Origin of the sequence: Marinobacter sp. CA1, assembly GCF_020546665.1 — a bacterium.
Lineage (GTDB): Bacteria > Pseudomonadota > Gammaproteobacteria > Pseudomonadales > Oleiphilaceae > Marinobacter > Marinobacter xestospongiae.
Genome location: NZ_CP071785.1, coordinates 3,754,596 through 3,781,035, shown reverse-complemented (window position 1 = coordinate 3,781,035; position 26,440 = coordinate 3,754,596). Strand labels below are relative to the sequence as shown.

General features: G+C 56.6%; 14 protein-coding genes, 2 tRNA genes and 3 rRNA genes. 17 read left to right on the top strand and 2 right to left on the bottom strand.

Annotated features, from left to right (window positions below; genetic code table 11):
* Positions 1-21 precede the first annotated feature (21 nt).
* A complete protein-coding gene (locus J2887_RS17300) occupies positions 22-2,460 on the bottom strand; it encodes a penicillin-binding protein 1A (protein ID WP_416381871.1) in 2,439 nt (812 codons plus the stop codon).
* 185 nt (positions 2,461-2,645) lie between these two features.
* On the opposite strand from J2887_RS17300, the gene J2887_RS17295 reads away from it, so the two are divergent.
* The 17 genes from J2887_RS17295 (at position 2,646) to J2887_RS17215 (ending at position 24,998) form a co-directional block, all read left to right on the top strand.
* Positions 2,646-3,710, top strand: a complete 1,065-nt coding sequence (locus J2887_RS17295) for a pilus assembly protein PilM (protein ID WP_227172350.1) — start codon at positions 2,646-2,648, stop codon at positions 3,708-3,710.
* A complete protein-coding gene (locus J2887_RS17290) occupies positions 3,710-4,276 on the top strand; it encodes a PilN domain-containing protein (RefSeq protein WP_227172349.1) in 567 nt (188 codons plus the stop codon). The genes J2887_RS17295 and J2887_RS17290 overlap by 1 nt, the downstream gene beginning before the upstream one ends.
* A complete protein-coding gene (locus J2887_RS17285; RefSeq protein WP_227172347.1) occupies positions 4,273-4,884 on the top strand; it encodes a type 4a pilus biogenesis protein PilO in 612 nt (203 codons plus the stop codon). Before J2887_RS17290 ends, J2887_RS17285 begins: the two co-directional genes overlap by 4 nt.
* A gap of 2 nt (positions 4,885-4,886) precedes the next feature.
* Positions 4,887-5,435 (top strand): pilus assembly protein PilP, encoded by a 549-nt coding sequence (locus J2887_RS17280; protein ID WP_227172346.1) that lies wholly within the window; start codon positions 4,887-4,889, stop codon positions 5,433-5,435.
* A 66-nt stretch (positions 5,436-5,501) separates the two neighbouring features.
* On the top strand, positions 5,502-7,580 hold the full coding sequence (gene pilQ / locus J2887_RS17275) for a type IV pilus secretin PilQ (RefSeq protein WP_227176162.1): 2,079 nt from the start codon (positions 5,502-5,504) through the stop codon (positions 7,578-7,580).
* Positions 7,581-7,702: 122 nt separating this feature from the next.
* On the top strand, positions 7,703-8,269 hold the full coding sequence (gene aroK, locus J2887_RS17270) for a shikimate kinase AroK (RefSeq protein ID WP_227172344.1): 567 nt from the start codon (positions 7,703-7,705) through the stop codon (positions 8,267-8,269).
* Positions 8,262-9,359, top strand: coding sequence for a 3-dehydroquinate synthase (gene aroB, locus J2887_RS17265; RefSeq protein ID WP_227172342.1), 1,098 nt, complete (start codon positions 8,262-8,264; stop codon positions 9,357-9,359). The genes aroK and aroB overlap by 8 nt, the downstream gene beginning before the upstream one ends.
* A 38-nt stretch (positions 9,360-9,397) precedes the next feature.
* On the top strand, positions 9,398-10,762 hold the full coding sequence (locus tag J2887_RS17260; RefSeq protein ID WP_227172340.1) for an SPOR domain-containing protein: 1,365 nt from the start codon (positions 9,398-9,400) through the stop codon (positions 10,760-10,762).
* A gap of 339 nt (positions 10,763-11,101) precedes the next feature.
* Complete coding sequence (gltB, locus tag J2887_RS17255; protein WP_227172338.1) at positions 11,102-15,550, top strand: glutamate synthase large subunit; 4,449 nt, start codon at positions 11,102-11,104, stop codon at positions 15,548-15,550.
* Positions 15,551-15,625: 75 nt separating this feature from the next.
* Positions 15,626-17,044 (top strand): FAD-dependent oxidoreductase, encoded by a 1,419-nt coding sequence (locus J2887_RS17250; RefSeq protein WP_227172336.1) that lies wholly within the window; start codon positions 15,626-15,628, stop codon positions 17,042-17,044.
* A gap of 710 nt (positions 17,045-17,754) precedes the next feature.
* A 16S ribosomal RNA gene (locus J2887_RS17245) occupies positions 17,755-19,294 on the top strand.
* A 250-nt stretch (positions 19,295-19,544) separates the two neighbouring features.
* Positions 19,545-19,621: transfer RNA gene (locus tag J2887_RS17240), tRNA-Ile, on the top strand.
* 133 nt (positions 19,622-19,754) lie between these two features.
* Positions 19,755-19,830 (top strand) — tRNA-Ala (locus J2887_RS17235).
* A gap of 296 nt (positions 19,831-20,126) precedes the next feature.
* Positions 20,127-23,016, top strand: a 23S ribosomal RNA gene (locus J2887_RS17230).
* A 77-nt stretch (positions 23,017-23,093) separates the two neighbouring features.
* A 5S ribosomal RNA gene (gene rrf, locus J2887_RS17225) occupies positions 23,094-23,209 on the top strand.
* Together the 16S, 23S and 5S rRNA genes with 2 tRNA genes alongside form the textbook arrangement of a ribosomal RNA operon.
* Before the next feature lie 252 nt (positions 23,210-23,461).
* Positions 23,462-24,529, top strand: coding sequence for a uroporphyrinogen decarboxylase (gene hemE / locus J2887_RS17220; RefSeq protein WP_227172334.1), 1,068 nt, complete (start codon positions 23,462-23,464; stop codon positions 24,527-24,529).
* A gap of 100 nt (positions 24,530-24,629) precedes the next feature.
* Entirely contained in the window at positions 24,630-24,998 is a 369-nt protein-coding gene (locus J2887_RS17215; protein WP_227172331.1) for a PilZ domain-containing protein, read from the top strand.
* A gap of 15 nt (positions 24,999-25,013) precedes the next feature.
* On the opposite strand, the gene radA is transcribed toward J2887_RS17215, so the two are convergent.
* Positions 25,014-26,390, bottom strand: a complete 1,377-nt coding sequence (gene radA, locus J2887_RS17210; RefSeq protein WP_227172326.1) for a DNA repair protein RadA — start codon at positions 26,388-26,390, stop codon at positions 25,014-25,016.
* Positions 26,391-26,440: the final 50 nt, after the last annotated feature.

Sequence of the window (26,440 nt, the reverse complement as noted above, 5' to 3'; positions counted from 1 at the left end):
GCCGGTGCGGAGCTGTTCTGGTTAGAACAGCTCCTGAGGCAGGTGGTTGCCGTTACCGTGGCTGCCGTTGGCTGTTTCCAGGGGCGGCGGTGCATTCTCCTCGCGGAAAACCTCAAAGACCGCGCCTTCCTGACCGGGCAGCGCCCGTTGTCCGGTTCTGGGGTCGATGCGCACGCTGACCAGCCCGTTGGGCTGAGGCATAAAGGCGCTGGGCGTGTCCTCGAGCGCCACTTTCATGTACTCGAGCCACACCGGCAGGGCGGTGGAGCCGCCGTACTCACCCCGTCCCATGGGCGTGGGCTGATCATAGCCGAGCCAGACGGTGGTGGCGATGCGATGGTTGAAGCCGGAGAACCAGGTGTCCCGCTGATCATTGGTAGTGCCCGTTTTGCCGGCAATGTCGCTGCGTCCCAACGCCAGTGCGCGACGACCGGTGCCGCGACGGACCACGTCCCGCATCATCGAGTGCAGCAGATAAACCGCTTTCGGGTCGGCCAGTCGCTGGGCGTAGCGAATGCCGGGGTGTTCAGGGTCATGTTCCGGGCAGCGCCAGTTGCAGTGAACCACCTCGGGGGCCTGATACACCACCTTGCCCTGACCATCTTTAACCTGCTGAATCAAGTAGGGGGTGACGTCATAGCCGCCATTAGCAATGACCGCAAACCCTCTGGCGACATCCAGCGGGGTCAGAAGCCCGCTGCCAAGCGCCAGCGACAGGTCCCGTTGCATATTGCCGGTGGGGATTCTCAGTTGCTCCAGGAAATTCATGGTGGTGTCGATGCCAAGGTCCCTGAGCAGTCGAATTGAAACCAGGTTCCGGGAGCGGTAAAGGGCTTCTCGAAGGCGGGTGGGGCCATAGAACTGCCCGGAGGAATTCTTTGGGCGCCAGGCGGAGGCCAGTTGATCGTCATCAAAGACGATCGGGGCGTCGTTAAAGACGGTGGCCGGGCTCATGCCGTTTTCCAGGGCGGCCAGGTACAGGAATGGTTTGAAGGCGGAACCTGGTTGCCGGGTGGCCTGGATCGCGCGATTGTACTTTGACTGGCCAAAGCTGTAGCCGCCGGAGAGGGCTTCGATGGCGCCGGTCTCCGCTTCCAGTGAAATCAGTGCGCCCTGAACTTCCGGGAGTTGCGCCAAAGCAACCGTCGGCTTGTTGGGCCTTGTTTGTGAAGTGCTGTCATCTGCCGTTGCCTCTGGCGCAGTGGTTGCTCTGACTTCTTTTACGTAAATCACGTCGCCGGGAGAGACGACATCGGAAGGTTTGGATGGCTTGGGGCCGGTGTAGTTGACGGTGCGGTGGCGGCTGGCCCAGGCCATGGTGTCCATGGCCAGGGTGGCAGCGCCCAGTCCGCGGACCAGAAGGTGAGCCTGATTGTCTTCATCATTGACCTGCTGGACCAGGGCCGGGGACAGGTCTTCTATGCGGGGGTAATTGCTCAGTTCGGCCAGCAGGGTGGCTTCAGGCTGGCTTGGGTCCTCAATGGTGCCGATCGGTCCACGGTAGCCGTGCCGTTCCTCGTAGGCTTCCAGGCCGTTTCTCAGGGCCTCTGTTGCGGTCTGTTGTTTGCGACTGTCCACCGTCAGCGTCACTACATAGCCGTCCGTGTAGGCGGCGTCGCCGAAGCGCTTGACCATTTCAGCGCGGGCCATCTCCGCGACGTAGTCCGCGTCGACCTCGGTTGCCGGTGCGTTATAGCTGGCGGTCAGCTCGGCATTGCTGGCCAGCTGGTAGGCGTCTTCAGAGATGTAGCCCAGCTCTTGCATGCGGCCCAGAATCCAGTTGCGACGAATGCGTGCCCGTTCCGGGTTGACCAGGGGGTTGTAGGCGGACGGCGCCTTGGGCAGGCCGGCGAGCATGGCCATCTGGGCGAGGCTGAGCTCCTTCACCTTTTTGTCGTAGTAGACCTGGGCAGCGGCCTGGAGTCCGTAAGCCCGATTGCCCAGATAGATCTTGTTCAGATAGAGCTCCAGAATCTCGTTTTTCTCAAGTTCACGCTCTATCTGAACAGCGAGCAGTATCTCGTTGAACTTGCGAATAAAGGTTCGGTCGCGTGACAAAAAGTAATTTTTTGCAACCTGCATGGTGATGGTGCTGCCCCCGGATTGGATGTGGCCGGTGGTCACCAATTCAATCGCAGCCCGCAGCAGGCCTTTGAAGTCGACGCCCATGTGGCTGTAAAAATTGGAATCCTCGGCCGCCAGGAACGCATGTAACTGAATTGTTGGTATCTGTTCGATTGTGATGGGTGCCCTTCTCTTTTCACCGAATTCTGCTATTAATCTCTCGTCTGCGCTGTAGACCCGCAACGGAGTTTGAAGTTTGATGTCCGCAAGCTGTTCCACTTCCGGAAGGCCAGGCCTCAGATAGAGGTAGAAGCTGGCAGCCATGATTGCTGATGCGCTGAGCCCAAGCAAAAACAGCCAGGTGAGAGATCGGGAGATTCGGAGTAATCGGGACATTTTTTTCTGACAACTGTTGGATATAGGTCTATCATTTGAGAAATTGCTTTAGGATGAGAACGCTCTCTCTCCGGTACAATTCGTCCCAAGGAAGAAGAGATCGCATTGTAGACGGAAACAGACAGAAATTCTCTAAATTAAAAGATACGTAACCGGGTGCATCTAGCCAGGTATAGGGTGAGCGCGTGTTCGGATTGTTTGGAAAAAAATCCAGTGCAGTACTGGGTGTCGATATTAGCTCCAGCTCGGTGAAGTTGATTGAACTCTCTAAGCAGGGGGATCGCTTCAAGGTCGAGAGCTACGCCGTTGAGCCGCTCCCGGCCAATGCGGTGGTGGAGAAGAACATCACCGATGTTGAGGCCGTAGGAGAGGCTGTCAAGAAGGTGGCTGCCAAGTCCCGCACCAGCGTCAAGCAGACGGCGGTGGCGGTGTCCGGTTCAGCTGTGATCACCAAGGTGATCCAGATGAACGGTGGCCTTAACGAATTTGAGATGGAAGACCAGATTGCCCTTGAGGCGGATCAGTATATTCCGTATCCGCTGGACGAAGTGGCGATTGATTTTGAGGTTCAGGGACCGTCCGAGAGCAATCCGGATCAGGTCGATGTTCTGCTGGCTGCCTGCCGGAAAGAGAATGTGGATGTCCGTGAGGATGCTCTGGACATCGCCTCTCTGACCACCAAGGTTGTGGACGTGGAAGCCTACGCTCTGGAGCGGGCCTACACTCTGATTGAATCCCAGCTCGAGTCCCATGGCGAAGAGCTGGTGGTAGCCGTGGTGGACATAGGCGCAACGATGACCACACTGAGTGTGTTGGCGGATGGTCACACCGTGTATACCCGCGAGCAGATTTTTGGTGGCAAGCAGTTGACCGAGGAAATCCAGCGCCGTTACGGCCTGTCTCTGGAGGAGGCCGGACTGGCCAAGAAGCAGGGCGGTCTGCCCGATGACTATGAGTCGGAGGTGCTGACCCCGTTCCGCGAGGCGGTGGTGCAACAGGTCGCTCGGGCCTTGCAGTTCTTCTTCGGTGCAAGCCAGTACAATGCCGTGGACTACGTGGTCCTGGCTGGCGGTACTGCCTCGATTCAGGGACTGACGGAAATGGTGGAAGAGAAGACAAACACTCCGACCCTGGTGGCCAACCCGTTTGCGGATATGGCGGTAGGCTCCCGGGTCAATGCATCGGCACTCGGTAATGACGCGCCGTCACTGATGATTGCTTGCGGCCTGGCAATGAGGAGCTTTGACTGATGGCAAAGATTAACCTCAGACCCTGGCGTGAGGAACTGCGGGCGGAGAAGCAGCAGCAGTTTGTGGTGATGATTCTTGGCGCAGCCATCATTGCTGCTGGGTTGGCTTTTTTGTGGAAGTCTGACATGGAGAGCCGAATTGCCAACCAGCAGTCTCGTAATGCCTATTTGGAAACGGCGATGAAGGATCTTGACTCTCAGATTAAAGAAATAGAGAGCCTAAGACGTAAGCGAGACGAGTTGCTGGCGAGAATGCAAGTCATACAGGATTTGCAGGGTAAGCGCCCAGTGATCGTTCGTGTATTTGATGAATTGGTCAGGACCTTGCCCGATGGGGTTTACTATCGAAGTCTTGTGCGGCGAGGAGATACGCTACAGCTTGTTGGTATGTCGGAGTCCAATAGCCGAGTTTCTGGTTTGATGCGGTCCTTTGATGGGTCAGAGTGGTTTACTTCTCCGAATCTCTCTAACGTCTCCTCCGAAGGAAGTAGCAAGGCAGGTTATAGTCAATTCAATCTATCTGTTAAGCAGCAATCGCCAAAGACTGAAGGGGAGGGGGAGGAATGAGTTTAGCGGACTCCCTGAAGAGCCTTAACGAGTTCGATGTTAATGACTTGGATGTCAATAATGCCGGTATTTGGCCAGCACCAATAAAAGGGATTGTGGTATTGCTGGTTTTTGGCCTCATTCTTGGAGGTGGGTACTGGTTTTTTGTGAAGGATCAGTATTCTCGGCTTGATCAGGTCGTGGCCAAAGAGGCTGAACTTAAGCAGCAGTATGAAAGCAAGGCTTATAAGGTTGCGAACCTGCAGATATTCAAAAATCAGATGGAGGAGATGGAAGAAACATTCTCTGCTCTGGTCCAGCAGCTTCCGAGCGACACGGAGGTTCCAGGATTGCTGGAGGATATAACGAATACCGCTCTAGGTAGCGGTCTTTCGCTTCAGGAAGTCAAGCTGCAATCTGAGCGGCAGCGCGATTTTTATGCGGAGCTCCCCATCAATATTCGTGTCTCTGGGACCTATCATGAGCTGGCTACTTTTGTGAGTAGCGTTGCCGCTCTGCCTCGTATCGTGACGCTTCATGATCTAACGATTCAGCCCGTGGGTGGTGATGGTGAAGAGCTGGCGATGCAGGTTACCGCTCGCACGTACCGTTATCGGGCAGGAGGTTGACTATGTTGGTAGATTTTATCGCGAGAGCTTCCGTGATGGTTGTCCTTTTGCCAATGCTTGTCGCCTGCTCTGAGAATGGTGGGTTTGGTGATTTGGATCGTTTCATGGCCGAAACTAGATCAAAACCGAGAGGTTATGTAGAGCCGTTGCCCGAGTTCAAAGCTTATGAGGCTTTTAGCTACACTTCGGCCGACCGGCGATCTCCCTTTGAGGTTCCTGTTGATGTTCAGTTGACTATGATGGAAAAGCAGCCCCAGTCAAATGTAGAGCCAGATCTCGATCGACCTAGGGAAGTTCTTGAGAACTTTAATCTCAATGAGCTTGATATGGTGGGTACGTTGCGAGGAGATGGCGGAGACCAGTTTGCTTTAATCTCTGATGGGGAAGGCGGCATCCATAGGGTTCAAGCTGGCAATTATATCGGTACGAACTATGGTCGAATCATTGGTGTCAGCGAAAGTCGGATTGAATTGATAGAGATCGTTCCTAATGGCCGGGGAGGCTGGGTAGAGAGGCCCCGTTCCCTGTCACTGGAGCAGAGCGAGGGCTAGGGAGCGGCAAAAATGATTAGACAGGAATCAATGCACAAATTATTAAGTTTGGGGTCGAGGCTCGCGATGTTCAGAAAAGTCAACGTATTTGCCGGTGCAGTAACGCTCGGATTCATGTCCAGCCTGGCACAAGCGGTTACTCTGGAAGATGTCTCGTTTTCGGCGCTCCCGGGGGAACGAACGGAGGTCACACTTCAGTTTGACGGTCAGCCTCCGGAGCCGACGGGCTACACAATTGAAAGCCCGGCCAGGATAGCTATTGATCTCCAAGACACTGACAGCGGTCTGGAGTCGCGCTCATTGTCCCTTGGAAACGGGAATGCGCGCAGTATGACTGTCGTGGAAACAAAAGATCGGACTAGGCTGATTTTTAACTTGGTTGAGCTGCGCCCCTACCAGGCGTCCCGTAATGAGAACTCCCTCGTTCTGGTTATTGGTGGCGATGATGGTGCAGCCGCTGGGGGCTCTGTTGCTCGTTCATCAGAGTCAGCTTCGGCGGCCTCGTCTCGGCAGGGGACAAGTGCCGGTCGAGGGTTAGCTGGCGTTGATTTCCGTCGTGGGGAGAATGGCGAAGGGCGTGTTGTCGTTGAACTGGGGAATTCAAACAGTTCCGTCGACCTCTCGGAGCTTGGGGGCAAAATCAAGCTTTCCATTGCCGACACTTCGGTACCGGAGCAACTCCGTCGTCGGTTGGATGTTACTGATTTTGCAACGCCGGTAACGCGGGTGGACACCTACTCAGAAGGAGACGCCGCTGTTGTGGAAATCCGCCCTCAGGGTGACTACGACTATATCGCTTATCAATCCGGTAGCGAGTTTGTGGTGAGCGTCGAGCAGCTCACGGAAGAGGAGGCTCAGACTCGTCGTGAGGAAAAGTTCCCTTACTCGGGCGAGAAACTGTCGTTAAACTTCCAGAATATTGAGGTTCGATCTGTCCTCCAGTTGATTGCGGATTTCACCGGACTCAACCTTGTTGCCAGTGATACAGTCTCTGGAAGTATCACTCTCCGACTTCAGAATGTTCCGTGGGACCAGGCTTTGGACTTGATCCTGAAAACAAAAGGATTGGATAAGCGTCAGATTGGCAATGTGCTGCTTGTTGCGCCAGCCGATGAAATCGCAGCCAGGGAGAAGCTGGAGCTTGAGACCAACAAACAGATTGCTGAGCTGGCGCCAGTTCGACTGGATATTATCCAGATCAATTATGCGAAGGCCGCAGATATCGTTGCTTTGATCAGTGAGGATGAGGAGCTGATTTCAGAGCGAGGCTTCATTTCATCAGATGTACGAACCAATACCATCAGTGTAAGAGAAACGGCTGAGAAGCTGGAAGAAATGCGCCGATTGATCAGCACCTGGGACATTCCTGTTCGACAAGTGTCTATTGAGGCGCGGATTGTTCGGGCGGAAACCAATGTAGCTGAGAATCTGGGGATTCGCTGGGGTGGAGCTGCCTACGATGTTAATGGCGACAATGTGGTTTCTATTGGTGGGTCGCTTGGTACCGTAGAAGAGGCGCGTCAGGCTGCCGGAGGCGGTTCTGGAACCATTACATTCCCCGGTGCATTGGGCGTTGACCTCGGTGTTACTGGCGATGGCGCGTCATCCTTTGCGATAGGCTTTGGCAGCAGCGACTTCCTGGTTGATATGGAGATCTCTGCCCTGGCTTCTGATGGTAAGGCCGAAGTGGTTTCCCAGCCTCGGGTTGTAACCGCTGATCGGCAGACTGCGAAAATCAAGTCTGGCGAAGAGATTCCTTATCAGGAGGCTTCATCCAGCGGTGCGACCTCGGTTTCTTTCAAGGAGGCAGCGCTGTCTTTGGAAGTTACTCCGCAGATTACCCCGGATGACAAGGTCATCATGGATCTTACCGTAAACCAGGATTCCCGGGGCGAGGTAACGGCCGGCATCCCTTCAATCAATACCAATGAGGTGACAACTCAGGTACTGGTTGGCAATGGGGAAACGGTTGTGCTTGGCGGTATTTTTCAGTCTGAGACAGCGACGACCACAACCAAGACACCATTCCTGGGGGATATCCCATACTTGGGTCGCTTGTTCAAGCGAACTGTTCAGACCGATGAACGCAGCGAGCTCCTCATCTTCATCACCCCGAAGATTATGAAGAACGACCTCATCCGCTGATGATAAAAGCCGCCAATCCTGGCGGCTTTTTTATTTTCTGTGCCTGCCCATTGGTTAGCAGCGTTATACAAAATTTCGCCCTGTGCTATTCTCACCCGCCGAATGTGGTGAGAGCGAGAGTCATGGCGTTGCCGAAGCGAGTAGTTCTAGTGGGCCCGATGGGTGCGGGAAAAAGCACCATTGGCCGATTGCTGGCCCGGGAAATGGGGTATCGTTTCCTAGACTCCGATCGTATGATCGAGGAACGGTGCGGAGCCAACATTCCGTGGATTTTTGATGTCGAGGGCGAGCAGGGGTTTCGTCAGCGGGAATCGTCGATGCTGGCAGAACTGGCGGAGCAGGACGGCACGGTTCTGGCGACGGGGGGCGGTGCAGTCATGGCGCCCGGCAATCACAGCCTGCTCAAGCATCGGGCCGTTGTGGTGTACCTCTGCACATCCATCGAACAACAGGTTGAGCGGACCCGGAAGGATCGCAATCGACCTCTGCTGCAGAACGATAATCCCGAGGCGGTGCTGCGAGACCTGTTTGCCCTTCGAGATCCTATCTATCGCAAACTCGCCGATATTGTCATGCTGACGGATAAAAAGAGCCCTCGCCTGGTGGTTCGTCAGTTGATGAACAAACTCAATCCCAGAACTCCGCGTCATCGTCGTCAGGTTAAAAAGGAAGTGAGAAAGAATGACTGAGTCAAAGCAGCAGCTGCAGGTTGATTTGGGCGATCGCAGTTACCCTATTCTTATCGGCGATGGTCTGCTGGGGGTGAGTGATCTGGGGCGCTACGTTGCAGGCAATCAGGTAATGATTGTCACGAATGAGACCGTCGCGCCGCTGTACCTTGACGCTGCGCGCCGCTGCTTTGCCGGCAAGGCGGTGGATACTGTAATCCTTTCGGATGGTGAGCGTTACAAGAATTGGGAAACCCTGAACCGGATTTTCGATGCGCTGCTCGAGCGTCGACACTCCCGTAAGACCACATTGGTGGCTCTGGGCGGCGGTGTGGTTGGTGACATGACGGGCTTTGCTGCGGCGTCCTACCAGCGGGGAGTGCCTTTTATCCAGATCCCCACCACCTTGCTCTCTCAGGTGGACTCGTCGGTGGGTGGCAAGACCGGCATCAATCACCCGCTGGGCAAGAACATGATTGGTGCGTTTCATCAGCCAGAGGTGGTGCTGATCGATACCAGAACGCTGGCGACATTGCCCCCGCGGGAAGTCTCAGCGGGACTGGCTGAGGTCATCAAGTACGGGCTGATTCGAGATGTCGAGTTTTTGGCCTGGCTGGAATCCGAGATGGATCGTTTGATGGGGTTGGACTCTGTGGCCCTTGCTGAGGCGATTTACCGCTCTTGCGCCTGCAAGGCAGAGGTGGTCGCGCAGGATGAGCGTGAGGGAGGCTTGCGGGCTATCCTCAACCTTGGTCATACCTTCGGCCATGCCATCGAGACGTTCGCCGGCTACGGCAATTGGCTACACGGTGAAGCGGTGGGGAGCGGCATAGTGATGGCTGCGGACCTGTCACGCCGGATGGGTATGATTTCCCCGGAAGACGATGATCGGGTTCGGCGGCTGGTGCAAAAAGCCGGACTGCCCACGACGGTACCAGGGGGAATGACCCCGGACGATTTCAGGACACTGATGGCCGTGGACAAGAAGAACGTCGACGGCAGTCTTCGCCTGATACTGATGCGCGCTCTGGGGGACGCAGTGGTAACCGCTGACATTGATGCCGATGCCTTGCAGCAAACCCTCCTTTCATTCTGCCAAACGGCTGACTGACAGACAGGTGCCTGGGGATGACGTCCGGTGACAAGGGTATGAACGGACTGGAAACCGGTGGCTTGTTTGCCCGGTTGCAGGACCGCTATGGCCTGAGCGACGATCCACTGGCCATCGAGGCCCCTTTCTATGGCGAGGCTCGCCGTCAGCATGCACTGGAAACCCTGCGTCATCTATGTGGGTTCGGCGATCTTGCTCTCGCGGTGGTCGGTGCCCGAGGTTCCGGGAAAACCCGGCTGCTTGCCGAGTTGGTTCGCAGTGAATCCGGTCGTCTTGACTTTCACTACCTTGAAGCCGCCGCACTGACCGGTGACGAGTCGCTGGTTCGCCATCTCCTTGCCATTTCCCGCCAGCCGCTAGAGCAGTTTACCGACGTAACGACCGCGCTATCGGGGTTCTTCCAGTGGACTGAAGCCGCCACCCGAAAGGGACGCCGACAGGTGCTGCTGCTGGACAATGCTGACCAGGTGCCCTCTCCATTGCTCAAGCGATTGCTGCACAGTTTTCGGGCTGCTGACGCCTCCCTGGCTGCGGTTCCGGTTTTGACCGGCGGAGAGGCCCTGCTCGCCAACCTGGGGGCAAACGAAGCCGGAACTGGCGTGGAAGGTGACGTCGCTGGCCTGCACCTGCTGCGCCTGCCGCCGTTGACACCGGCGGACATCAAGGCGTTTCTCTCGCCGCGTCTGGTTAGTGTGGGCGGTGATCCCGACAGTCTGCTTTCCGGTAGCAAGCTGGATCAATTGGCTGAGTTGAGCCAGGGCAGCTTTGGCCGACTTAAGCGCGTGGCCCCCGCGATCTGGCTTGATATGGCGCAGCCGCGCCGGTCGCCGCCGTTGGGGCTGCCGGGGCTTGGGGCTTTGCGCTGGAGTGCGTTGGCGTTGCTATTGCTGGGCGTATCCTGGTGGCTGGTGTCCCGGCAGTATGACCAGGTGGTGTCTGAAGGCGTCGCTTCAGAGCCCGTACAGGAGCCTGTCCGTCGAAGCATTACCCTGGGGCCGGATAACCCGAATGCGCTGTCGCTTGAGGCGACAGAAGAGCCCTCGCCCTTGACGACAAAAGCGTTTTCCCCGGAAACTGTTACCAGAGCCAGAGCCAGAGCCATGCCGGCTTTCGAACCGGTGGCTCCGGCCTACTTCCTTCCTCGGCAGGAACTGAGTGGTAAGGAGACATTTACTGCTCAGTACATTGCGGGGTATGAAGAGCGCACGGCGTTGCGCTTCATCGAGATGCACCCGAGTGTTAATGGTCTGCGCTACACCCGAACTCTGCGATCCGGAAAAGACTGGTTTGTAGTTTTTTACGGAGAGTTTGGCAGCCGCGAGGAAGCCCGGGCAGCCCTGGCCAAACTTCCTGCCAGTCTGCTCCAGGAAGAGCCCTGGATTCGGACTCTGGGCGATATCTGATCCTCATTCCCTGCTGCTTCCGTCCGGGCGGCAGACCGAGCTGAAAAGCAGTCTGATTTAGTCGATTTTCCTGTCTCCCGACGGTGTTTGTGATCAATATCCGGGTATTGTGCTGCCATTTTCGGGTTGGTCCGAAAAATGCCTTCAATCCCAGTGATACCAACGCCTGGCGGGCTATTCTGATGGAACGGAGTTGCCTTAAAACTGCAACTCCGTTTGAGTACGTATTTCTACGTGTGTAAAATAGCCAGCCCCCATTTTCAGTGTCGAAGGGTGATCGGGTGCTCTTTTTCGCCTTAACTCTTTGATTGAAAAGCATTTATACGCGAGAGAACGCTTATGATGACAGGTTTGTATCATCCCGATGAGTTCAGGGACAACTGCGGCTTTGGTCTGATTGCCCATATGAAGGGCGAGACCAGCCACAAGTTGTTGCAAACTGCCATCGAGTCGCTGACCTGCATGACCCACCGCGGTGGGATTGCGGCGGACGGTAAGACCGGCGATGGTTGTGGCCTGCTGATCCAGAGCCCGGACGCATTTCTGCGTAAGGCCGCGCATGCGGCGTTCGGCAAGACCCCGGGCGACCTGTTCGCCGTTGGCCAGGTCTTCCTGAACCCCGATGAAAGCAAGGCTGCGGCAGGTCGTGCCGCGGTCGAGAAGCGGTTGACCGAGCAGGGTCTGGACATTCTTGGCTGGCGGGAAGTACCCACAGACAACAGCTGCCTGGGGCCCATGGCGCTGGATTGCCTGCCGCGTATTGAACAGGTCTTCGTGGAGCCCGCCGGCAAAGAAGAAAAAGACTTTGCCATTGCGTTGTTTGTGGGCCGACGTTATGCCGAACGCGACATGGTGGACGACGGCGAATTCTACATCTGCAGTCTTTCTCACCGGACCCTGTCCTACAAAGGGTTGATGATGCCGGTGGATCTGCCCAACTTCTACCGGGATCTTGGTGATCCGGAGCTGGAAACGGCGATCTGTGTGTTCCACCAGCGTTTCTCTACCAACACTATGCCGCGCTGGCCGCTGGCCCAGCCGTTCCGCTATCTCGCCCACAACGGTGAGATCAATACCGTGGACGGCAACCGGAACTGGGCGATTGCCCGGGCCGCAAAATTCAGTTCGCCCAACCTGCCGGATCTGCAGACCCTGCAGCCGCTGGTTAACCTGACCGGCTCCGATTCCTCAAGCATGGACAACATGCTGGAGATCCTGCTGGCCGGCGGTGTTGACCTGTTCCGTGCCGCGCGCATGATGATTCCACCGGCCTGGCAGAATGTGGACACCATGGACGCTGACCTGCGGTCTTTCTACGAGTACAACTCGATGCACATGGAGCCTTGGGATGGCCCGGCCGGTCTGGTTATCTCCGATGGCCGTTACGCCGTGTGCATGCTTGATCGCAATGGCCTGCGTCCGGCCCGTTGGGTCATGACCAAAGATGGTTTTATTACCCTTGCGTCCGAGATTGGCACTTACGCCTATGAGCCGGATGATGTTGTCGCCAAAGGCCGTGTGGGGCCAGGGCAGATGCTGGCGATTGACACTGCGACCGGTGATGTCCTGCATACCAAAGACGTCGATGATCGGTTGAAGAAAGCCCAGCCCTATAAGCAGTGGCTGCGGGAAAACGGCCTTCGAGTCGAAGCAACGCTGAACCAGGCCACGCCGGAATTCCGGCTGATGGACTCGGACGAACTGCTGGTACACCAGAAAATGTTCATGGTGTCCTACGAAGAGCGTGACCAGGTGCTGCGTCCGCTGGCCGAGAACGGCCAGGAAGCCGTTGGCTCCATGGGTGACGACACGCCGATGGCGGTGCTGTCCAGCCGGGTGCGTCATGTTGGCGATTACTTCCGTCAGAAGTTCGCCCAGGTTACCAATCCGCCGATTGATCCGTTGCGCGAATCCATCGTGATGTCGCTGGAAACCTGCCTGGGGGCGGAACGCAACGTCTTTGAAGAGACGCCTGACCACGCCGACCGGATCATTCTGTCCACGCCGGTGTTGTCACCGGCGAAGTTCCTGCGCATCGTCAACAATGAGCGTCCGGGCTTCGAAGTGGCTCGTATTCGTCTCAGCTACCGTCCTGAACAGGGGCTGGAGCAGGCCATCCGTACCGTTTGCGACGAAGCCGCCCAGGCCGTCCGGGATGGCAAGGTTCTGTTGGTGCTCACCGATAAGGACCTGTGCGAGGGTGAGCTGCCGGTCAATGCCCTGATGGCGACCGCGGCGGTCCACCACCACCTGGTTCACCAGGGGCTACGTTGCGATTCCAACCTGATCGTTGAAACCGGCTGGGCTCGTGACCCGCACCAGTTCGCTGTGCTGTTCGGCTTTGGTGCCACAGCGGTTTATCCATATCTGTCGTACCAGGTGCTGAACGATCTGATCCGCACTGGCGAAGTGCTGATGGACCCGATCGAAGCCAAGAACAACTACCGCAAGGGCATCAACAAGGGGCTGTTGAAGATCCTGTCCAAGATGGGCATCTCCACCATCACCTCCTATCGCGGTGCCCAGCTGTTTGAGGCGATTGGTCTCGCTGATGAAGTGGTGGACCTGTGTTTCCGGGGTGTGCCCAGTCGGATCCAGGGGGCTGGCTTCTTTGATTTCCAGCAGGACCAGGAACAGCTGGCTGCCGTTGCCTGGAAGCCCCGCAAGCCCATCTCACAGGGTGGCCTGCTCAAGTATATCCACGGTCAGGAATACCATGCCTTTAACCCGGATGTGGTCCGGACGCTGCAGGATGCGGTGATCAGCGGAGAGTATGGTCAGTACCGTGAGTATGCCGCGCTGGTGAACGAGCGACCGGTAGCGACGCTGCGGGATCTGCTTTCATTCCGTAGCGATATCGAAGGCATCAAACTGGCTGACGTTGAGCCGGTGGAGGCCATCTTCCCGCGCTTTGATTCTGCCGCCATGTCTCTCGGTGCACTGTCGCCGGAGGCCCATGAGGCACTGGCCGTGGCGATGAACACACTTGGCGGTCGCTCCAACTCCGGTGAGGGCGGTGAAGACGCGGCTCGCTACGGCACCGAGCGTCGCTCCAAGATCAAGCAGGTTGCTTCCGGTCGATTTGGCGTGACTGCGGAGTACCTCCGCAGCGCTGAGGTCATGCAGATCAAGGTGGCACAGGGCGCCAAGCCTGGAGAGGGCGGTCAGCTGCCTGGCGGCAAGGTCAATGATCTGATTGCCCGGCTGCGTTACTCGGTACCGGGCGTCACCCTGATTTCGCCACCACCGCACCACGATATTTACTCCATCGAGGATCTGGCGCAGCTGATCTTTGACCTCAAGCAGGTCAACCCGAAGGCCCTGGTTTCCGTCAAACTGGTCTCCGAGCCGGGGGTTGGTACCATCGCCGCTGGTGTGGCCAAGGCTTACGCCGACCTTATTACCGTTTCCGGTTATGACGGCGGTACCGCAGCGAGCCCGCTGACCTCAATCCGCTACGCCGGTTCGCCCTGGGAACTTGGCCTGAGCGAAACCCAGCAGGCGCTGCGTGCCAACGACCTGCGGGGCAAGATCCGCCTGCAGACGGATGGTGGCATCAAGACGGGCTTGGACGTGGTCAAGGCGGCAATCCTCGGGGCTGAGAGTTTTGGCTTTGGTACCACACCGATGGTCGCCCTGGGCTGTAAATACCTGCGAATCTGTCACCTCAACAACTGTGCAACCGGTGTTGCCACTCAGAATGATCACCTGCGCGAGGAGCATTTCCGCGGCACCGTCGAGATGGCGATGAACTTCTTCCGTTTTGTTGCGGAGGAGACTCGCGAGTGGATGGCCAAGCTCGGTGTTCGTACGTTGGAAGAGCTGGTTGGCCGAGTGGATCTGTTGGAGCGTCTGCCTGGGGATACCCAGCGCCAGCAGAAGCTGGATCTGACACCGCTGCTGGGCAACGACCTGATCCCGGCTGACAAGCCGCATACCTGCCAGGTAGAGCGCAACCTGCCGTTTGATGAGGGCAAGCTGGCTGAGCAGATGGTGGCGGACATGGCGGATGCCATCGCCAATCGCCAGGGCGGGACCTGGTCCTACCGTGTCACCAACTGCGACCGTTCCATCGGTGCTCGACTGTCCGGTGAGATTGCGGAAGTGCACGGCAACCAGGGCATGATCGACGCGCCCATCACGCTGGAGCTGACCGGCACCGCCGGCCAGAGTTTCGGGGTCTGGAACGTCTGTGGCCTGCACCTGTACCTGGAAGGCGATGCCAACGACTACGTCGGTAAAGGCATGACCGGAGGCAAGCTGGTGATCCGTCCGCCGCAGGGCAGCAGCTTCAACACCCAGGAAACCTCCATTGTGGGCAACACCTGCCTCTACGGCGCGACTGGTGGCAAGCTGTTCGCTGCGGGTACCGCCGGTGAGCGTTTTGGGGTGCGTAACTCCGGCGCCCACGCGGTGGTCGAGGGTGCGGGCGATCACTGCTGCGAGTACATGACGGGTGGCCTGATTACCGTTCTGGGTGCCACCGGTCACAACTTTGGTGCCGGTATGACCGGTGGTTTTGCCTACGTGCTGGACGAGAAAAACACCTTCGTGGACAAGTACAACCACGAGCTGGTGGAGATTCAGCGGATTTCCAGTGAGGACATGGAGCCTTACCGCAACCACCTGCGTGGGGTGATCCGTGAGCATGTGGCGGAAACCCGCAGCGCCTGGGCCGAGCACATTCTTAACAATTTCGACGACTATATTGGCCGTTTCTGGTTGGTTAAGCCCAAGGCTGCCAACCTGAGGAGCCTGCTGGCCAGCACCCGGGCCCGTCCGGAGTAGGACGGAGAACAATCCGGGGGATGGGCCGGCCCGGTGCCGGCCCGATGTCGAAATTGAGCTGATGAGAGCAACCAGATGAAAGAACGTTTGAGCAACGACTTCCAGTTTGTCGAGGTTGGCCGTGTTGATCCGAGCAAGGTGCCGGCCAAGAAGCGCAAGAAAGAATTTGCCGAGATCTATCACCCTTTCAAGCCGGACGATGCCGCCAATCAGGCTCATCGCTGCCTGGCTTGCGGTAACCCTTACTGCGAGTGGAAGTGCCCGGTCCACAATTACATCCCCAACTGGCTCAAGCTGGTGTCCGAGGGCAATGTGATGAAAGCGGTGGAGCTTTGTCACCAGACCAACTCACTGCCGGAAGTATGCGGCCGGGTCTGTCCGCAGGATCGTCTGTGTGAAGGCGCCTGTACCCTCAATGATGGCTTTGGTGCCGTGACCATCGGGTCGGTGGAAAAGTACATTACGGACACGGCTTTTGCCCTGGGCTGGAAGCCGGATCTGTCCCACGTTCGCTGGACGGACAAGAAAGTCGCGGTTATTGGCGCCGGACCGGCGGGTCTTGGCTGTGCCGACATCCTGGTTCGTAACGGAGTCAAGCCGGTGGTGTTTGACTGTTATCCAGAGATTGGTGGCCTGCTGACCTTTGGTATTCCCGAGTTCAAGCTGGAAAAGTCGGTGATGAGCCGTCGCCGTCAGGTGTTCGAGGAAATGGGCGTGGAGTTCCGCCTCAGCACCGAAGTGGGTCGGGATGTCCAGATGCAGGAGCTGCTGGATGAATACGACGCCGTCTTCATGGGCATGGGCACCTACACCTATATGAAGGGCGGTTTCCCGGGCGAGGATCTGCCGGGCGTGTACGATGCGCTGCCGTTCCTGATCTCCAACGTCAATCGTCGACTGGGTTTTGAGAAGTCGGCGGACGACTTCATCGACATGAAGGGCAAGCGGGTTGTGGTGCTCGGTGGTGGTGACACCGCCATGGACTGTAACCGCACCTCGATCCGGCAGCAGGCCGAGAGCGTGACCTGTGCCTACCGTCGGGATGAGCAGAACATGCCGGGTTCTCGCCGTGAGGTTGCCAATGCTAAAGAAGAGGGCGTCAAGTTCCTCTTCAATCGCCAGCCGATCGCAATCATCGGGGAAGACCAGGTTGAAGGCGTAAAGGTTGTACAGACCCGGATGGGGGAGCCGGACGAGAACGGTCGTCGGCGTCCGGAAGTGGTGCCGGGGAGTGAAGAGGTGATTCCAGCGGATGCGGTGCTGGTGGCGTTTGGTTTCCGTCCCAGCCCGTCAGACTGGTTTGAGGAGCATGAGGTTGCCACGGACGATTCCGGTCGTGTAACGGCGGCCGAAGGTGGCGAGTTCCCGTTCCAGACCAGCAACCCCAAAATCTTTGCGGGTGGCGATATGGTGCGGGGTTCTGATCTGGTAGTGACTGCCATTTGGGAGGGGCGCCAGGCTGCGGAAGGGATTCTCGATTATCTTGATGTCTAGGCCGTGGTTCACCGAAGGTTCTAAGCTTCGGGTTTAGACGCAGCGCAAGGGCGGTGAGCCGGTATGGGTCACCGCCTTTTTTATGAGATGGCGAAAGAATCGCTGGTCTTGACGGCTCCGGCCCAGGTGCCGTTGGCCGTTACGCTGGTACCGATCTCCTTGCTGGTCATCGCAGCGCACTTTCTGTTCAAATGGCGGGCAATCGGAGCTAGAATGTACGGGTAAACCGAGATCTCTGCAGAAAGTTTGGAAAAAGCTGTTGACGGTTTGCAGGAGGTCTGTAGAATGCGCATCTCTTTCGAGGGGCAAGCCGGTCAGGCGGGCTCGGAATCGAAAGGCAACCGTTTGGTTTTTTTGAAGTTTTCGGTTTTGAGAGATCTTCAAATAAGCGGTTGACAAGGTGGTTCAACGCTGTAAAATGCGCGCCACCTTGATGAGGTAGCCGGGAGGTTTCGGCGGTTTCGAAAAGCTTCGAAAGCCACTGAAAATAAACGGTTGACAAGCTCGCGGTTCACTGTAGAATACGCGGCCTTGATCGGGCAACGGCCCAACGCTCTTTAAAAAGTTAACTAAGTAATTCGTGTGGGCGCTGGCTGAGGTATTTCGGATACGAAATATCGAGACAGTGACCTGTCAGAACCCTCTTTGAGGGTGATGAATTTGAGTTTTGTCTTGAGCAAAAATTAGATGCTTCGGCATCTGCTTGATTTAAACTGAAGAGTTTGATCATGGCTCAGATTGAACGCTGGCGGCAGGCTTAACACATGCAAGTCGAGCGGTAACAGGGGTAGCTTGCTACCCGCTGACGAGCGGCGGACGGGTGAGTAATGCTTAGGAATCTGCCTAGTAGTGGGGGATAGCCCGGGGAAACCCGGATTAATACCGCATACGTCCTACGGGAGAAAGCAGGGGATCTTCGGACCTTGCGCTATTAGATGAGCCTAAGTCGGATTAGCTAGTTGGTGGGGTAAGAGCCTACCAAGGCGACGATCCGTAGCTGGTCTGAGAGGATGATCAGCCACATCGGGACTGAGACACGGCCCGAACTCCTACGGGAGGCAGCAGTGGGGAATATTGGACAATGGGGGCAACCCTGATCCAGCCATGCCGCGTGTGTGAAGAAGGCTTTCGGGTTGTAAAGCACTTTCAGTAGGGAGGAAAACCTTATGGCTAATACCCATGAGGCTTGACGTTACCTACAGAAGAAGCACCGGCTAACTCCGTGCCAGCAGCCGCGGTAATACGGAGGGTGCAAGCGTTAATCGGAATTACTGGGCGTAAAGCGCGCGTAGGTGGTTTGTTAAGCGAGATGTGAAAGCCCCGGGCTTAACCTGGGAACGGCATTTCGAACTGGCAAGCTAGAGTGTGGTAGAGGGTAGTGGAATTTCCTGTGTAGCGGTGAAATGCGTAGATATAGGAAGGAACACCAGTGGCGAAGGCGGCTACCTGGACCAACACTGACACTGAGGTGCGAAAGCGTGGGGAGCAAACAGGATTAGATACCCTGGTAGTCCACGCCGTAAACGATGTCTACTAGCCGTTGGGACTCTTGAAGTCTTAGTGGCGCAGCTAACGCACTAAGTAGACCGCCTGGGGAGTACGGCCGCAAGGTTAAAACTCAAATGAATTGACGGGGGCCCGCACAAGCGGTGGAGCATGTGGTTTAATTCGACGCAACGCGAAGAACCTTACCTGGCCTTGACATCCTGCGAACTTTCTAGAGATAGATTGGTGCCTTCGGGAACGCAGTGACAGGTGCTGCATGGCCGTCGTCAGCTCGTGTCGTGAGATGTTGGGTTAAGTCCCGTAACGAGCGCAACCCCTATCCCTAGTTGCTAGCAGTTCGGCTGAGAACTCTAGGGAGACTGCCGGTGACAAACCGGAGGAAGGTGGGGATGACGTCAGGTCATCATGGCCCTTACGGCCAGGGCTACACACGTGCTACAATGGTGCGTACAGAGGGCTGCAAACCCGCGAGGGGGAGCTAATCTCACAAAACGCATCGTAGTCCGGATCGGAGTCTGCAACTCGACTCCGTGAAGTCGGAATCGCTAGTAATCGCGAATCAGAATGTCGCGGTGAATACGTTCCCGGGCCTTGTACACACCGCCCGTCACACCATGGGAGTGGATTGCACCAGAAGTGGTTAGTCTAACCTTCGGGAGGACGATCACCACGGTGTGGTTCATGACTGGGGTGAAGTCGTAACAAGGTAGCCGTAGGGGAACCTGCGGCTGGATCACCTCCTTAAACGAAACCGAAGCCTCGGTCAGAGTCCACACGAATTACTTGGTTAACTTGCGAAGAGAGCAATAGGGTCTTTCAGACCCGTTCCCTGTGATCGCTTGCTGAAAAGTAAGTGGGAAGCAGAGAATTAGCGCTAAAGGTTGTGACAGCTGACAAGGCGCAGGCTGAGAGAGTGAGGGAGCGTACTGAAGTACGTGACCGAGCGAACGAAGACTGCAACGCAGCTCAGGTGGCACAAGATTTAGTGATAATTGGGTCTGTAGCTCAGGTGGTTAGAGCGCACCCCTGATAAGGGTGAGGTCGGTGGTTCAAGTCCACCCAGACCCACCAAAATCGCTCAGCTCGTCGTTGCTTCAAAGCTCACGTGCTACTCGCACGCTACGCTTTAAAGCGCCTAGATCTGAACGATTTTCCGAGTGCGGCGTCAGCATTATCGAAGTCCGCTTGGTGTGTGGTTCGATATGGGGCTATAGCTCAGCTGGGAGAGCGCCTGCCTTGCACGCAGGAGGTCGGCAGTTCGATCCTGCCTAGCTCCACCATAACCTACTGACTTGTGTCAGTGTGCAGAAACAAGTGTTTCACTTTGATGAAATCCTTCTTTCTGATCACTGGGTCAGAATTGCTCTTTAACAATTCGGATGAGAAAGCAATATCGAGACGTATTGATCCAATTTATCTCCAGGATCAATACGCTCAAAGTGATAGCGATTTCAAGCGTTATCCGGTGTTGTCGTTGAAGTGGTTGTTCTATCGCTTCAAGGAAACTGTCTCGTTCTGTCCTCTGCTGGTCCGCCAACAGATCGATAGCACGAACACAGTTGTCTTGGGGTTATATAGTCAAGCAACTAAGCGCATACGGTGGATGCCTTGGCAGTCAGAGGCGATGAAAGACGTGGAAGCCTGCGATAAGGTTCGGGGAGCTGGCAAACGAGCTGTGATCCGGACATCTCTGAATGGGGAAACCCACCGACTTTCGGGTCGGTATCTTACACTGAATCCATAGGTGTAAGAGGCGAACCGGGGGAACTGAAACATCTAAGTACCCCGAGGAAAAGAAATCAACCGAGATTCCCTAAGTAGCGGCGAGCGAACGGGGACCAGCCCTTAAGCTGGACGACTGGTAGGAGAAGGCCCTGGAAAGAGCCGCCATAGTGGGTGATAGCCCCGTATCCGAAACCTGAGTTCAGTGAAATCGAGTAGGACGGGACACGTGATATCCTGTCTGAACATGGGGGGACCATCCTCCAAGGCTAAATACTCCTGACTGACCGATAGTGAACCAGTACCGTGAGGGAAAGGCGAAAAGAACCCCTGTGAGGGGAGTGAAATAGACCCTGAAACCGTATGCGTACAAGCAGTCGGAGCAGACTTGTTCTGTGACGGCGTACCTTTTGTATAATGGGTCAGCGACTTAATTTCAGTAGCAAGGTTAACCGTCTAGGGGAGCCGTAGGGAAACCGAGTCTTAATAGGGCGTATAGTTGCTGGGATTAGACCCGAAACCGGGCGATCTATCCATGAGCAGGTTGAAGGTGCCGTAACAGGCACTGGAGGACCGAACCCACTGTCGTTGAAAAGCCAGGGGATGACTTGTGGATCGGAGTGAAAGGCTAATCAAGCCCGGAGATAGCTGGTTCTCCCCGAAAGCTATTTAGGTAGCGCCTCGGACGAATACCACTGGGGGTAGAGCACTGTTTGGGCTAGGGGGTCATCCCGACTTACCAACCCCATGCAAACTCCGAATACCAGTGAGTACTATCCGGGAGACACACGGCGGGTGCTAACGTCCGTCGTGAAGAGGGAAACAACCCAGACCGCCAGCTAAGGTCCCCAAGTACCAGTTAAGTGGGAAACGATGTGGGAAGGCTCAGACAGCTAGGAGGTTGGCTTAGAAGCAGCCACCCTTTAAAGAAAGCGTAATAGCTCACTAGTCGAGTCGGCCTGCGCGGAAGATGTAACGGGGCTCAAACTGGTCACCGAAGCTGCGGCTGCATACTTTGTATGCGGGGTAGGGGAGCGTTCTGTAAGCCTGCGAAGGTGTGTTGAGAAGCATGCTGGAGGTATCAGAAGTGCGAATGCTGACATGAGTAACGACAATGGGGGTGAAAAACCCCCACGCCGGAAGACCAAGGGTTCCTGCGCAACGCTAATCGGCGCAGGGTGAGTCGGCCCCTAAGGCGAGACCGAAAGGTGTAGTCGATGGGAAACGGGTTAATATTCCCGTACCTTGGATCACTGCGATGGAGAGACGGAGAAGGCTAGGTGAGCCGGGCGACGGTTGTCCCGGTTTAAGCAAGTAGGAAGAGGACTTAGGCAAATCCGGGTCCTCAATTCCGAGATGCGACGACGAGTTCCCTAGGGAATGAAGTCATTGATGCCATGCTTCCAGGAAAATCTTCTAAGCTTCAGGTGATTCGAGACCGTACCCCAAACCGACACAGGTGGTCAGGTAGAGAATACCAAGGCGCTTGAGAGAACTCGGGTAAAGGAACTAGGCAAAATGGTGCCGTAACTTCGGGAGAAGGCACGCTGGTTGTATGTGAAACCCCTGCGGGTGGAGCAGAAGCCAGTCGAAGATACCAGGCCCCTGCGACTGTTTATTAAAAACACAGCACTCTGCAAACACGAAAGTGGACGTATAGGGTGTGACGCCTGCCCGGTGCCGGAAGGTTAATTGATGGGGTTAGCACTCGTGCGAAGCTCTTGATCGAAGCCCCGGTAAACGGCGGCCGTAACTATAACGGTCCTAAGGTAGCGAAATTCCTTGTCGGGTAAGTTCCGACCTGCACGAATGGCGTAACGATGGGGGCGCTGTCTCTACCCGAGACTCAGTGAAATTGAAATCGCCGTGAAGATGCGGTGTATCCGCGGCTAGACGGAAAGACCCCGTGAACCTTTACTATAGCTTCACAGTGAACTTTGAGCATGCTTGTGTAGGATAGCTGGGAGGCTTTGAAACCAGGACGCCAGTTCTGGTGGAGCCAACCTTGAAATACCAGCCTGGCATGTTTGAGGTTCTAACTTGGTCCCCTTATCGGGGATGAGGACACTGTGTGGTGGGTAGTTTGACTGGGGCGGTCTCCTCCCAAAGCGTAACGGAGGAGCACAAAGGTGGGCTAAGCATGGTCGGACATCATGCGGTTAGTGTAATGGCACAAGCCCGCTTAACTGCGAGACAGACACGTCGAGCAGGTGCGAAAGCAGGTCATAGTGATCCGGTGGTTCTGTATGGAAGGGCCATCGCTCAACGGATAAAAGGTACTCCGGGGATAACAGGCTGATACCGCCCAAGAGTTCACATCGACGGCGGTGTTTGGCACCTCGATGTCGGCTCATCACATCCTGGGGCTGAAGCCGGTCCCAAGGGTATGGCTGTTCGCCATTTAAAGTGGTACGCGAGCTGGGTTTAGAACGTCGTGAGACAGTTCGGTCCCTATCTGCCGTGGACGTTGGAGATTTGAGGAAAGCTGCTCCTAGTACGAGAGGACCGGAGTGGACGAACCTCTGGTGTTCGGGTTGTTTCGCCAGAAGCATTGCCCGGTAGCTATGTTCGGACAGGATAACCGCTGAAAGCATCTAAGCGGGAAGCCCCTTCCAAGATGAGATCTCCCCGAGGCCTCGAGCCTCCTAAAGAGCCGTTCAAGACCAGGACGTTGATAGGCTGGATGTGTAAGCGCTGCGAGGCGTTGAGCTAACCAGTACTAATTGCTCGTGCGGCTTGACTATATAACACCCAAGACAATTGCGGATAACCTGAAATCAATATCTCGCTTTCTCATCCTTCCCAGTGATCAACCTTTTTGTCTGACGACCATAGCGGTCTGGAACCACCTGATCCCATCCCGAACTCAGAAGTGAAACAGACCTGCGCCGATGGTAGTGTGGCACTTGCCCATGCGAGAGTAGGTCATCGTCAGGCTCTTAATACCGAAAACCCCAGCATCTTCGATGTTGGGGTTTTTTTATTGCCTGCAGAAAATCATCTGCAGAAAAGCGGGCGACCGAAGACTGGCCAGTATTGTCGAGTCGGCGCCGGGTAGAGCATCAACGCTTTGAATCAAATAGCCGGCCTTTACCGTAAAGCACAGGTGCATGGCCCCCTCCTACTTGCGGGCCAGAAACGCTATCATTGCAGGCCATTGACCATGGGACCAACCACCGGGATGAAACTATGACAGAGTTAAAGAATGACCGTTTCCTACGTGCGCTGATGCGGCAGCCAGTGGATCGAACCCCGGTGTGGATGATGCGGCAGGCCGGGCGTTATCTGCCGGAGTATCGGGCGACGCGAGCCAAGGCTGGTGATTTCCTGAGCCTGTGCAAGAACACGGAGCTGGCCTGTGAGGTTACCCTGCAGCCATTGGAGCGCTTTCCACTGGATGCTGCGATCCTGTTCTCCGACATTCTTACCATTCCCGACGCCATGGGATTGGGGCTGTATTTCGAGACTGGCGAAGGCCCAAAGTTCCGTCATACCGTTCGCAGTGCCGCCGACGTCGCCGCCTTGCCTGATCTGAATTCCGCCGTTGACCTGGATTACGTGATGAACGCCGTGTCCACCATCCGCGGGGCCCTGAACGGTCGGGTGCCTCTGATCGGCTTCTCCGGCAGCCCCTGGACGCTGGCAACCTACATGGTGGAAGGTGGCTCTTCCAAGGACTTCCGGGAAGCGAAGAAGCTGATGTACTCCGAACCGGAGGTGATGCACGCGCTGTTGAGTAAGTTGGCAAGCGCCGTCACCGACTACCTCAATCAACAGATTCGGGCCGGCGCTCAGGCCGTGCAGATTTTCGATACCTGGGGTGGCGCGTTGAGCAGCTGGGCCTACCAGGAGTTCTCACTGGCCTATATGAAACAGATCATCGATGGTCTGATTCGTGAGCAGGACGGTCGTCGTATCCCGGTGATTCTGTTTACCAAGAATGGCGGACAGTGGCTGGAAAGTATGGCTGACACCGGAGCCGATGCGCTGGGGCTGGACTGGACGACCGACATTGCCCAGGCCCGTGCCCGGGTCGGAGATCGCGTGGCATTGCAGGGCAATATGGACCCGGCGATGCTGTACGCGCCGCCGGCCCGTATCCGGGCGGAAGTGGCGGATATCCTCTCTCGATTTGGTCAGGGCAGCGGCCATATCTTCAACCTTGGTCACGGTATCACACCAGATGTCGACCCTGCCCACGCCGGCGCGTTCATTGAAGCGGTCGTGGAGCTCAGCGGGCAGTACCACCAGGGCTGACCGCTTGTTGTTCAGCGGTAGCGGACTATATTTAAGGAGGCCCCGAGTGTTTTCCGGGGCGTCCGGCCACGTCCCTATCGCTGAACAATGAGGTGCCTGCTTGACCGACCAAACCACTGAAAAGCGTCGATTCCACCGAATCGAATTTGACGCGCCTTGCGAGCTGTTCTGTCAGGACAGGGTCTGGGCAACCAAGGTGCTGGATATTTCGCTGAAAGGGGTGCTTGTTGCCCGCCCGGATGACTGGGATGTGCCCCTCAACCAGCCCAGTGAACTGGTCGTCCAGCTGAACGGCGAGAATACCGCTATTGTGATGGCGGTCGAACTTCGCCACATCGAACCCGAGCGGCTGGGGTTCCAGTGTCAGTACATCGATCTGGAGAGCGCCAGCCACCTTAAACGTCTGGTTGAGCTTAACCTGGGAGATCCCGAGCTGCTGGAACGGGAGTTTGCCCACCTGATTGAGTGAGCTGCCAGAACCTTGCTAGAGCTCATCCAGAGCCGTCAGGGCATCGCTGAGCTTGGTGACCGGTATCACTTTCATACCATCAATGGGCTTGCGAGGCATATTGGCTTTGGGTACCAGCGCCCGGGTGAAGCCGTGCTTTGAAGCCTCGTAGACTCGCTCCTGGCCACTGGGCACCGGCCGGATTTCGCCAGACAGCCCAACCTCGCCAAAGATCACCAGATCCTGGGGCAGCGCACGATCGCGGAATGACGACACAATGGCTGCCAGTAAGGCCAGGTCCGCACTGGTTTCGTTGACCTTCACGCCGCCGACCACGTTGACAAACACGTCCTGATCCGCCACATGCAGGCCGCCATGGCGATGCAGCACCGCCAGCAGCATGGCCAGCCGGTTCTGGTCCAGCCCCACTGCGACCCGCCGTGGATAACCGCCCTGGGCCAGGTCCACCAGTGCCTGTATTTCCACCAGCATGGGCCGGGTACCTTCCCACACCACCATCACCACACTGCCGGGAGCGGCCTCCTCGCCCCGGTTGAGGAAGATGGCACTGGGGTTTTTCACTTCCTTCAGGCCCTGCTCAAGCATGGCAAACACGCCCAACTCATTAACCGCGCCAAACCGGTTCTTGATTCCCCTCAAGGTGCGATACCGGCTGTCACTGGAACCTTCCAGCAGAATCGAACAGTCGATCATGTGTTCCAGCACCTTGGGGCCGGCCAGGCTGCCGTCCTTGGTGACGTGGCCGACCAGGAACAGGATGGTACCGGTCTGTTTGGCCATCCTGGTCAGGAAAGCCGCACTCTCCCGTACCTGAGAAACACTGCCGGGTGCTGACTCGATTTCGCCGACATGCATCACCTGAATACTGTCCACCACCAGAATGCGGGGATGTTCGGTTTCGACGATCTGAACGATGCGCTCGACACTGGTCTCCGACAGGATCTTCAGGTCCTGAGTCGCCAGACCAAGACGCCTGGCACGCATCGCAACCTGCTGCAGCGACTCCTCGCCAGTGACGTACAGCGCCGGTACCTGGGATGCCAGGTGGCAGACGGTCTGCAGCAGCAGCGTGCTCTTGCCAGCACCAGGATGCCCACCCATCAGGATCGCGGAGCCTTCCACCAGGCCGCCGCCGAGAACCCGGTCCAGCTCCTGCATGCCGGAGCTGATGCGACTTTGCTCGGTGAGACTGACGGCATCCAGGGTCTGGACTTCACTCAGGCTGCCGGCGAAACCGTCAAAACGGGCGCCCCGGTTGGCTTTGCCGGTATTGCCAACGCCACGGACTTCGCTGATGGTGTTCCAGGCTTGGCAGGCGGTGCACTGGCCCATCCATTTGGAATAGTCGGCACCGCATTCGGTACAGACATAGGCGGTCTTGGTCTTGGCCATAGCGGGCCCTGTTGTTTGCGGAAGAAGGGATGGGGGTTGGCAATGACTCC